The sequence below is a fragment of the Microthrixaceae bacterium genome (assembly GCA_016702505.1).
Taxonomy (GTDB): Bacteria; Actinomycetota; Acidimicrobiia; order Acidimicrobiales; family Iamiaceae; genus Aquihabitans.
In genome coordinates this window covers 238,795-248,097 of the sequence record JADJDU010000009.1, presented here as the reverse complement: position 1 = coordinate 248,097, position 9,303 = coordinate 238,795, and the positions used below count along the sequence as shown (strand labels likewise).

At 62.2% G+C, this 9,303-nt stretch carries 13 protein-coding genes and 1 pseudogene; 8 read left to right on the top strand and 6 right to left on the bottom strand.

Annotation, left to right across the window (positions count from 1 at the left end):
- Positions 1–1,015: 1,015 nt before the first annotated feature.
- The 5 genes from IPG97_10995 to IPG97_10975 all read left to right on the top strand — a co-directional run bounded on the left by IPG97_10995 (position 1,016) and on the right by IPG97_10975 (position 4,424).
- Positions 1,016–1,393 carry a hypothetical protein gene (locus tag IPG97_10995; GenBank protein MBK6857044.1) on the top strand — a complete coding sequence of 126 codons (378 nt, stop codon included), beginning with the start codon at positions 1,016–1,018 and terminating at the stop codon, positions 1,391–1,393.
- 563 nt (positions 1,394–1,956) lie between these two features.
- Positions 1,957–2,478: a hypothetical protein gene (locus IPG97_10990; protein MBK6857043.1), complete on the top strand. Its 522-nt coding sequence runs from the start codon at positions 1,957–1,959 to the stop codon at positions 2,476–2,478.
- Positions 2,415–3,137 (top strand): hypothetical protein, encoded by a 723-nt coding sequence (locus IPG97_10985; GenBank protein ID MBK6857042.1) that lies wholly within the window; start codon positions 2,415–2,417, stop codon positions 3,135–3,137. The genes IPG97_10990 and IPG97_10985 overlap by 64 nt, the downstream gene beginning before the upstream one ends.
- 734 nt (positions 3,138–3,871) lie before the next feature.
- A complete protein-coding gene (locus IPG97_10980) occupies positions 3,872–4,081 on the top strand; it encodes a hypothetical protein (protein ID MBK6857041.1) in 210 nt (69 codons plus the stop codon).
- 28 nt (positions 4,082–4,109) lie between these two features.
- The gene (locus tag IPG97_10975; protein MBK6857040.1) at positions 4,110–4,424 is read left to right on the top strand and encodes a type II toxin-antitoxin system PemK/MazF family toxin; all 315 of its coding nucleotides are present in this window, start codon (positions 4,110–4,112) and stop codon (positions 4,422–4,424) included.
- Positions 4,425–4,513: 89 nt separating this feature from the next.
- On the opposite strand, the gene IPG97_10970 is transcribed toward IPG97_10975, so the two are convergent.
- Positions 4,514–4,948, bottom strand: a complete 435-nt coding sequence (locus IPG97_10970) for a hypothetical protein (protein ID MBK6857039.1) — start codon at positions 4,946–4,948, stop codon at positions 4,514–4,516.
- Between the two features lie 333 nt (positions 4,949–5,281).
- Here IPG97_10970 and IPG97_10965 point away from each other — a divergent pair, with 333 nt between their 5' ends.
- Complete coding sequence (locus tag IPG97_10965) at positions 5,282–5,485, top strand: ribbon-helix-helix protein, CopG family (GenBank protein MBK6857038.1); 204 nt, start codon at positions 5,282–5,284, stop codon at positions 5,483–5,485.
- A pseudogene (locus tag IPG97_10960) lies at positions 5,482–5,870 on the top strand (type II toxin-antitoxin system death-on-curing family toxin). The gene IPG97_10965 and the pseudogene IPG97_10960 overlap by 4 nt, the downstream one beginning before the upstream one ends.
- A gap of 63 nt (positions 5,871–5,933) precedes the next feature.
- On the opposite strand, the gene IPG97_10955 reads toward IPG97_10960, so the two are convergent.
- Complete coding sequence (locus IPG97_10955; GenBank protein ID MBK6857037.1) at positions 5,934–6,356, bottom strand: type II toxin-antitoxin system VapC family toxin; 423 nt, start codon at positions 6,354–6,356, stop codon at positions 5,934–5,936.
- Positions 6,343–6,579 carry a type II toxin-antitoxin system prevent-host-death family antitoxin gene (locus tag IPG97_10950; protein MBK6857036.1) on the bottom strand — a complete coding sequence of 79 codons (237 nt, stop codon included), beginning with the start codon at positions 6,577–6,579 and terminating at the stop codon, positions 6,343–6,345. Before IPG97_10950 ends, IPG97_10955 begins: the two co-directional genes overlap by 14 nt.
- A gap of 269 nt (positions 6,580–6,848) precedes the next feature.
- Here IPG97_10950 and IPG97_10945 point away from each other — a divergent pair, with 269 nt between their 5' ends.
- The gene (locus IPG97_10945; protein ID MBK6857035.1) at positions 6,849–8,036 is read left to right on the top strand and encodes a Fic family protein; all 1,188 of its coding nucleotides are present in this window, start codon (positions 6,849–6,851) and stop codon (positions 8,034–8,036) included.
- Positions 8,037–8,217: 181 nt separating this feature from the next.
- On the opposite strand, the gene IPG97_10940 is transcribed toward IPG97_10945, so the two are convergent.
- The 3 genes from IPG97_10940 to IPG97_10930 are packed head-to-tail and all read right to left on the bottom strand — an operon-like array spanning position 8,218 to position 9,291.
- On the bottom strand, positions 8,218–8,574 hold the full coding sequence (locus IPG97_10940) for a hypothetical protein (GenBank protein MBK6857034.1): 357 nt from the start codon (positions 8,572–8,574) through the stop codon (positions 8,218–8,220).
- Entirely contained in the window at positions 8,552–9,097 is a 546-nt protein-coding gene (locus IPG97_10935) for a PIN domain nuclease (GenBank protein MBK6857033.1), read from the bottom strand. The genes IPG97_10940 and IPG97_10935 overlap by 23 nt, the downstream gene beginning before the upstream one ends.
- Positions 9,088–9,291 carry a type II toxin-antitoxin system VapB family antitoxin gene (locus IPG97_10930; GenBank protein ID MBK6857032.1) on the bottom strand — a complete coding sequence of 68 codons (204 nt, stop codon included), beginning with the start codon at positions 9,289–9,291 and terminating at the stop codon, positions 9,088–9,090. The genes IPG97_10935 and IPG97_10930 overlap by 10 nt, the downstream gene beginning before the upstream one ends.
- Positions 9,292–9,303 lie beyond the last annotated feature (12 nt).

Below are 9,303 nucleotides of genomic sequence, written 5' to 3'. Positions count from 1 at the left end.
GCGCAAAGAGTTCAGTTGGATGATGGTCGGAGGGCGGCCTTGCTGCTGGCCGGACCATCCCAACAGCACTTCTGATCCACGGTCCCGGCGGAGTGCCGATCTATCCCGGATCAACACCACCGGCGACGTCCAGTCACCGCGCTACCAAGACCACTAAGGATCGACCAGGCCTGCCAACGAACGCCAACGGCACCACCCGTAACACCACGTCAGTTATGAGACCAACGGTCGATCGGATCGAACAGCAACTGGTGGCTCGAACAGCCATTGGTCGGGTTTGCGTCGATGCAACACGACACCGAAACCGGCTACATCCACACCGGAACCCGCTACTATGACCCCAAAGCGGCCAATACACCTCCAGCCACCCACTCACGCAAGCATCGGAATCAACCCCTGCAGCTTCGCAGGAGGAAACCCATCGGCAATTGGATCGACTTGGGCAGGGGATTCTCAGGGTCATGGGTACCTGGCTCAGCCTTTCCGGACTTCGGTTAGACCAGTCGATTCTTCGAAATCCCTGGTTTCAGGCGGCAGTGGTTGCAATGCCTGCACAGCTTCCGCCTGGTCCTGTGCCGCTGCCAACGTGGTGATTGTAACATTCAATGCTTTTAATCGGTTCAATGACTATGGATTCTCTGGCAGTTCTTTGTTGGGACGGTGTTTGACGTTGTATTGCGCTGATCCCAACTGGGAGTTGGAACTTTGGCGAAGGAGCCTCATGCAATGGTGAATGCGTATTCTATCCCGCTGTTTTATTACTCAAAGCCCTCGGCTGGAGCAATTCGCCAACTTTGGGCGGCAAATGGTGCGCTAGCTGCGGCCGTATCACTTACAAGCTACGGTTTTGGTAAATACGCCTTGGTCCACCCCGGAAGTGGAGGCGCCAGTCGACCAGGTCAGTGGGTGCAATTGATGCGGCCCTTCGTGATCGAATTTCAGTGTGCGGGAGTAAAATACGGAAGCGCGCGTAGGATACTGGTTAGAACAGTGTCTTGCCGGCGCGATCACCTCTATGGCCATCCTGGGGATGCCGATTTGGCAGACTGCGACTGGTCTTGTGGTTATTCTTGCCTCCGGTCTATTGCCTTGCCTCCATTTGGTGGGAGCGGATGAGCATGGTCTTATCATCACCAATAGACTGCTGCGCCATAGAAGTATTCCATGGGCGCACGCTACTAGTCCGTATTTGAAGTTCGCCGAGCAGCTTGGTGGACATTGTGAGGCCAGCCTTGGCGTTGGCAGTGGGTATAACGCAAGACGCGTAGAGATGTTTGCTTTGAGTGGCTATTTCCTCAACCTGACTTCCGTGGGCATGCGGTGGCCATTAGTCGTGGAGGCGCTTTGGTCAATGAACCTGATGGGCGCAATCAGCGGTTCGGTGAAAGGTTGAAGTGGGCGCACGAAAATCGGCGGTCCGATCGCCTCGTGGTCCGGTCAGTTTTCCAGTGCATGACTATTGGCGGGGCGCATCCCTCATCTTGTTTGGGGTGTTGGCACTGGTATATGACGCGGCATTTGGCAATGGGTGCTAGTGTCATTGTTGGGGCACACTTCATAATGACTGGTGTCACGAGGTCAGCTGAGGTGGACACTGATGGACTTCGGGTGCGGTACAACCTCTGGGTTGCAGTTAGTCTTGATTGGGCCGAAGTTAGGGGATTGTGTGTTGTCGCGGAAGATCGAAATGCGCTGAGGGTATGGGTGGTTTCAAACGCAAACCTAATGGTGCCCATTCCCCGGGAATCGTAGTTGGGTATTCCCATTTGCGAATGATGCCAGTTGCAATTTCAATCATCGACGATATTGCATGTTCGCACCGGATGCTATGCGCGATGATCTTATGCTCGAACCCACCTCCGACAGTCCGTTGAGAATAAACCTGCGCGAAGTTTCGGGTTGGGGTGATGCGGGGTCCGCGTAGGCGAGCCTCTGGGTGGGCAGCATCGCGGGTCTATGACCTCCCACGTACCGCCCACTCCAGAGGCTCTGGCCTCTACTGTGCCCCATTTCTCCGCGGAGGCGCTGGCGCATCTGATCGCAGCGATCACCCGTTCTTGCCGCCACCACCCAAACGTGGTCCCAAGGGCATGGCGATCACCGAACGAGTCCGGCTCGCTGGCCTACCTGCGCGAAGGGTGTCGACTCGGGGCCGGCCCCATCACCTCGATCCCCAACACGACCCTGCGCGACAACATCAACCCGGTGCTGGCCGCGTTCGACCCAGCTCGAAGCGGTGCTGCCCGACGGCACCGTGATCGAGAGCTTCGACGACGTGATCCGATGGTGTGCCAGGAGGGCAAGGTGATCATCGACGGAACCGACTTCACCGTTGCCAGACCAGGCGATCAAGACCTCCAGCGGCCCTTCTACTCGGGCAAACGCAAGACTCACACCACCAAGACCATCGCCGTGTGCGATTCCTCCTCGAACCTGATGTGGGTCACGCCGCTCGTCGCGGGTGCCACCACGACCTGACCGCGTTGCGTGATGCCAGCCTGCCCGACCATCTCGCTGCGTCGAACCTCGCTGTTCTCGCAGACTCGGGCTTCCAAGGCCTTCAAAATGACGTGCCCGAGATCAGGCTGCCCACACGTCGACACGGCACGGCCAAGACCCTCACCATGGTCGACCGCTTCTTCAACACGCTCCTCGCGTCGAAACGAGTGCGAGTCGAACACTCCATCGGCCGCCTCGCAGTGGCGCTGCCTCACCGTCCCAAACCAACGCCGCGACCTACTCGAACGCTGGCTACCAATCTGCTTGGCCCTGACCACCTTCCAGCAAGCATGGCCCCAATCATGAAACTCCGCTCGGGTCTAATCACCGGTAATCCACTAGCTCCCCAGGACGTGCCACAGCCGACGAACACAGATGAGCGTGAAATGAACCCCTTCCAATTGCTTGACCGTCTTCCTCTGCTCTACAAATGGCTTCGAGGTATTCGGGACATTGTCAGATCTCCTTTTCGCGGTTTCCTGAAGGTTCGACCCCCAATCATTCCTCCAATTCCGTGCTCGATCCTCGGAGGGTTCTGTCGGTACAGCGAAGAGGGAGTGCCAATTGCTCTAAAGGGTGATAGTTGGAGCTCCAAGATCGGCAGTCTGGGATCGAGGTTCACATGCTTCGTTGGGTAAATCTGAGGCAGTCGTCCCTTGCAGTTCGCTATAGAGCCATGTCGCTCGTTGGGCTCGACGTGAGGGCCAGCCGCCTGGCCAGGAGAGGCGAGCTGGCGTTGACGGTGCAAGACCCTGGAACCACAGATGTCTACCAGGTCTACGTTGTTGAGCCGACACTCATCTCCAGCATACTTGACCTGGTTGTCTGGGGCGGAAGTGTTTCGGCCGATTACAGACTTTATCTTTTGGCGCCAGGCGGACGGGTATCGCAACTAGCGGCCTTTGGGAGTGCTTATGATGAGAATCTATGGATTCAGAGAGCTGGCGAGATAGTCTCTGAATTGGGAGTTGAGGGCTTGCGATCCTTCGCTAAGTCCTAACACGCTATTCGACCAGTGCTGGTTGGGGAATTTTGGGTGTTGAATGTTCGGTCCGATCGATCGTCGACGTCGATGCCGCTTTTCGCAGGTCGGACCCCAGGTCGGTTAGGTCGAGTTCGCCGTCTCAGCGCAGTAGCGGCACCAGCGTCTTGAGCATCGGCGCCAGACGCTTACCAGCCGGGCGTTGCGGGCCACACCTGAGCCACACCCAAACGGAGGAACCACATGAGGCAACGAATCCCCCTACGCGGAGGTTTCGAGTGAGTCAATACGTCTGGTGACCACTTCCTGGTCAATGGGGATATCGTGGCGCGGTGGCACGCTGAGGAGTTGTCGATCGATCGGCAGGGCAGGCTTGTCGTGCCCCGCTCCATGCGAGACACACTTGGCGCTGTTCCCGGGACGATCCGCATTCGCGAGGTCGATGGTGGCTTGCTCCTTGAGCCCCTGCCCACCGGACGGGACGAGTGGTGGCGCACCTTGCACTCTGAACTCGATGGGCTCACCGATTCCCAACTCGCCTCCCTGGCGGAGGAGACGACGCTGCTCGATGGAACTGCCGGAGATGGCCTGAGTGCCTAGCGAGATCAAGCGCGGTGACATCTGGCGGGTGGACCTCGGCAGCAACCCAACCGACCCCGAGCAGGCGTTTGTGCGGCCCGTGGTCGTGGTGAGTGACGATCGCCTCCACGATCCGCGGCTGAGGATGTGCGTCGTGGTTCCCGGCACGAGCACCATCCGACGGATCAGCTTGCACATGGTTCTCGAGCCAGATGCAGACAACGGTCTCGATGCACTTACGGCATTCCAGCCCGAGCAGGTGCGCTCAGTCTCGGTCGACCGCTTGCAAGATCGCATCGGTCGCGTAGGGGCGATCGGACTGGCGCAGATCGACGAACTCCTGCGCACGGTTCTCAACCTCTGAACCGGCCCCGGCTGTGGCCGTGGGGCGACACCAACCAGACCTACCCCGTGTGGTAGGCGGCTCTCGGGGGCCAGGTACGTGAGGTTCGGTCAGTCTTGGCGCTGGTCGTGGCGGAAGACCTCGCCGGCCCACAGCGCCCACGCCACCAGCAGCGGCTGGAAGAAGAGGCGTACGAGGCGGGCCCGATCGGAGTCGAGGCCAGGCACGTCGGCGTGTTCGAGGTACTGGGCGATGTTGCCGGGAAACACGATCACGAAGAACGCCGCGGCCAGGGCGCCGGTGGTTCGGCGGTGTCGGGGAAGTGCGATCAAGGCGGCACCGAGCACGATCTCGATCACGCCAGATCCCACGACGGTGAGGTCCTTGCTGATCGGAACCCAGTTGGGCACCTGGGCTTGGAAATCGTGGCGGAGGAACGTCAGGTGGCCGACGCCGGTGAAGGTCAGCGTCGCCCCGAGCAGGATGCGAGCGATGTTGCGTAGGCGGCGGCCGGCTGGTGGAGCTGGGGATTCGTCGTCGGTCATCGGGACACCTGCGGACATGAGCGGCTCACGGTCACCCAAGAGCCAACCACGATCCCCGCCGGTCCGCGCCGTGAGATCCGGAGTATCGGTGTTAGCAGTCCGAGATGGACTCCTGCCTCGGAAATAGTGACCGGACTGCTCCAGGGGAGAGAGCAGGCGATGGTGACTCGCAAGCTGATCGACAGTCGGGCGATGTCTCCCTTGGGCCCGCTTCATCGGTGGTCTAGCCGCGGCGCACGGCCGAGATCAGGCCGTGGGCTCAGGCGATCCTCGGGGCACCCGTTGTCTGCAACAAGAACAGGGAGTCTGATACCAGACTGATACCGTTGGTGCATGGCTATGACGCTTCGGTTGACTGAAGAAGAGCAGCGGGCCCTTCGGTTACGGGCTGAGGCGGAGGGTGTTTCGATGCAAGATGCCGCCCGTCGGGCGATCCGTGAATATGTAGAGCGCCAGGGTCATCGGGACCGGGTGGCGGTGGCGGGCGATCGGATTGCAGACGTTCATGCCGCTGCCCTGGAGCGCCTGGGGCAATGAGTTGGCACAACGTCGAGTTCCTCGACCTCGACGACGTGCTACTCCTCATCAGGCGCCACCTGGGCGACCCCCACCGATCAGAGACGCCGGACTGCTGGCATCAGCGGTGGCGCGTCCCCAGGCCACGGTCTTTGGTGAGGACGCCTACCCGACGATCTGGATGAAGGCCGCAGCTCTGCTCCAGTCCATCGTCATCAACCATGCGCTGGTTGACGGCAACAAGCGGCTTGGCTGGCTTACAACGGCCACGTTCTTGGAACTGAACGATGCAAGTGTGGTCGGCGCCAGCAATGACGAGGTCTATGACCTTGTGATCGAGGTGGCCTCGAGCGATCTGTCGCTGGAGGAGATCGCCTCTCGGCTGCAGACCTTCGGCCTCGCCTGATCTCCGGCCGGGCGGGGCTGCCGGGGCGGAGGCGCGCTGGAGGAACCGGCCGGATCAACAGCGTTAGTGGTCGGGGTGAGGTACCGCCACCACGTTCAGGCCGGCGATTCCGGAGAAGTCGCCGGGGTTGCAGGTGTGGATCGGCAGGTCGTTTGCCATGCACACGGCGGCGATCATCGCGTCGTAGGCGCGGGCTGACGTCTTTCTGCCTGCTTCGTGAAGCGATGCGGCGACGCGGCCGAAGGCTCGGGCGGCCATTGCATCGAAGGGCAGCGGGTCGAAGTCGGCCTCGGCTTGTTGGAGGTGTGCCTGCCGGGCAGCGCGTTCATCGGCAGTGGCAGCGACAAGCGGACCCACAGACAACTCGGCGAGGGTGACGGTGGTAATGAGGGGCTCGGTCGGGAGCAACTCATCGGCTTCGATTCGGCCCAGAAGGATCACCGTGCTGGTATCGAGGACACCCCTGGCCACGTCAGATCCCTGGATCGAGTACGTCGTCGATATCGCGTCGAAGGGCCGCCGGGTCAACCTGGGGGAGGCGGGCCCAACGCTGGCGCAGCTCAGCCAGCGGAGTCGCGGGCCGGGGGAGCCCGACGAGTTGGGCCACGGGCGTTCCAGCGCGGGTGATAGTTAGGCGCTCGCCACGCTGGGCACGCTCGACGACCTCGCCCCCATGATTTCTGAGATCTCGAATCGACACCTCGGACACGGCCAAAGCGTATCACGCGTGATACAGCGCTCACGGCGGTTCAACCCGGGGCTCTGGTGAGCACGGCCCTGAGGTTCGGTCAGTGTGGGATGCGCCAACCACGGTCCCAGCCGATCCGCGGCGTGAGATCGGGAGCAACTGGGCAGTAGTCCGAGATAGAGTCATAACTCGGAATAGTGCCGGAGCTGGTCCGAGGAAGGAGGGAGGTGATGGCAACCCCCAAGGTCGATCGACAGCCGGTCGATTACTCACTTGAAAGCGCTTCACCGATGGCCTGGCCGCCGCATGCGTCCGAGGTCAGACCGTGGGCTCAGGCGATCCGCGGCGGCACGAAAGAGGACCGGATCACTTCCTCGGTGACCGTCTCATTGCCCCCGATGATCGCGGCCGAGACCATTGAGATCGATGGACGTCTGGCCGGCGAGGTGGAGCGCGCCGTGATGGAGATCAGTTCGCTCGACCACTGGCACGCCGGCGATCTCAGTGCTCTTGGTGCCATGCTCGTGCGGACGGAGTCGGTGGCGTCGTCGAAGATCGAGCGGATACAGGCAGACATCGACGACTTCGCCAGGGCTCTCCACGGGAGCAAGGCGAACACGTCGGCAGCGTCGATGGTGGCGGCTACCAACGCGCTGGAAGTGATGGTCGAGGACGTGGGTCGTACCCGAACCGTCACCCTCGAGATGCTTATCCGCGCCCACCGAGCATTGATGGTCGATGACCCCAATGAGGCTGATGGGGCCGGTCGCCTCCGCTCCGTGCAGAACTGGATCGGGGGGAGCGACCATTCACCCCGAGGTGCCCTTTACGTGCCCCCGCCCGCTGACACGGTGGAGGGATACATGGCGGACCTGGTTGAGTACGCCAACCGTGACGACATGCCGGCCCTCGTCCAGGCTGCGATCGCCCACGCCCAGTTCGAATCGATCCACCCCTTCATCGACGGCAACGGCAGGATCGGCCGAGCGCTGGTCAACACGATCCTGCGTCGGCGCCAGGCCACCCGTCACGTGGTGATCCCGCTGGCGTCGGCCTTGGTGGCACGACGGGACCGCTACTTCGAAGCGCTCGGCTCATATCGCGCTGGTGACGCCGGTCCAATAGTCACTTCATTCGCTCGGGCCGCCGCCGGGGCCGCAGCCGAATCAAAGGTCACGGCGCTTCGTCTGGCCGAGGCGCCCGCGGAGATGGCGGCCATGGTCGGTGGGGCGCGGGCGGGGAGCGCCACCGCAAGATTGCTGGCAGTGCTTGCGTCACAACCGGTGCTGTCAGCTGAGGAAGCGGCCGACGCCATCGGCTCCTCGGAATCGAGCATCTACGCCGCGCTCGATCGGCTGACCGAGGCCGGCGTACTGAGGACCCTGACCACCAGGAAACGCAACCAGGTCTGGGGCGCCACCCTGATCCTCGACGAGCTGGCGGACCTGGGAGTCAGAATCGAGGCCGCGGCCCGCTAGCGCCAGCCGTGTGCTGTTATCAACACACACGTCCCGATTCCGTGTTGTGTGCTGTTATTCACACACGATTCGGCTCGGTGGGTTCACCATTCGCTGTCGGAGCTGCGCAGCCACCAGCCCGTCTCGAGTTGCATCGTCGATGCCCACAATCTCGACCCCTACGCCCCACGTCGAGAGCGCTTCAGCCTTCCAAGACTGGCGTGACGCCCGGATAGTTACGACCCCGCCACAGCTCCACCCGCTGGCGGATGTCGTTGATCAGCGAGTTCTGCTCCCGGCGCTCACCGGTGATGTCGAAGTCCAGCGAGGTCTGGGAGGGCTCGGGGGCTGAGGTCCCTGACTCGTTTGCCTTGCCGCCGGCTTTGCCCGACGTCTTGGCCTTGCCCTTGCGGGTTGGAGGGATCGGAATGAACGACTCGCTCGGCCGGCGACCTACGAGGATCTCGCCGGTGGGCCCGTTCGGGCCAAGGGCAAAGTGACGGCCGGGGGCCTCGTAGGGCGAGTTCAGGATCGGATTATCCAGGGCTTCCGCCGTCACAACCCCTCCCGTTCGATGGCGTCGGAGCGATGGTACGCCGAAGCCGTGACCCACGCCGTCGGGCACGTTCCCACTGCTGCTGGGGTCGACGGCGACCAGCGTCAGCCGCCCGTTCACGTTTGACGATCCAGCGGGTCGGCTGGCCGGTCACCGCCGCGATCACGTCGAAGTCGTGGTCGTAGTGGAGGACCACGGCGTCGTTGACCTCGGCCGTCGCGGCGATCATCAGGTCTGGTAGTGGAACACGATGCTGGCCCCTTCTGGCGAGAAGTCCTTGAACCTCCAACGCTCGATCCATTGCCCGTTGGTCAGTGGGTAGCCACGGCAACGTGGCTATGTCCGAGCGCAACGTCTCATAGTCCTGGCGGTTTCGTGCCGAATAGAGCACTTCGAGGGCAGTGACGTGGCAGGAGGCCAAGGCACCCTCGACAAGGAGCAGGGCCAGCAGGTCACGCGCTGCCGTGCTGTGTCGCCGCTGCTCGAGAGCCGACTTGTCAGCCAGGTGGAGCCCGGTCACCGCCAGGCATCCTCCATCACCGCCGGATCCGCCAGGTCACCGGCCACGTCGTCGAGATGGTCGAGGAAGGCCAGGCGACCCGCACGGGCTGCCACCTCTGCAAGGGCTCGGTTGACCGTGGCCACCTTGGTGGTTGTGCCCAAGACCTCCGCCGCCGCGGCCAGGTTGTCGTCGTCGATGTCGATGACTGTCCGGGTCATGGTCCACTCCTT

What these genes read in the sequence shown, in the direction of transcription:
- IPG97_10995 (MBK6857044.1), top strand. Translation starts at nt 1,016, where the DNA reads ATGGCCATCCTGGGGATGCCGATTTGGCAGACTGCGACTGGTCTTGTG.
- IPG97_10990 (MBK6857043.1), top strand. Translation starts at nt 1,957, where the DNA reads ATGACCTCCCACGTACCGCCCACTCCAGAGGCTCTGGCCTCTACTGTG.
- IPG97_10980 (MBK6857041.1), top strand. Translation starts at nt 3,872, where the DNA reads ATGCGAGACACACTTGGCGCTGTTCCCGGGACGATCCGCATTCGCGAG.
- IPG97_10970 (MBK6857039.1), bottom strand. Translation starts at nt 4,948, where the DNA reads ATGACCGACGACGAATCCCCAGCTCCACCAGCCGGCCGCCGCCTACGC.
- IPG97_10965 (MBK6857038.1), top strand. Translation starts at nt 5,282, where the DNA reads ATGGCTATGACGCTTCGGTTGACTGAAGAAGAGCAGCGGGCCCTTCGG.
- IPG97_10945 (MBK6857035.1), top strand. Translation starts at nt 6,849, where the DNA reads ATGGCCTGGCCGCCGCATGCGTCCGAGGTCAGACCGTGGGCTCAGGCG.
- IPG97_10930 (MBK6857032.1), bottom strand. Translation starts at nt 9,291, where the DNA reads ATGACCCGGACAGTCATCGACATCGACGACGACAACCTGGCCGCGGCG.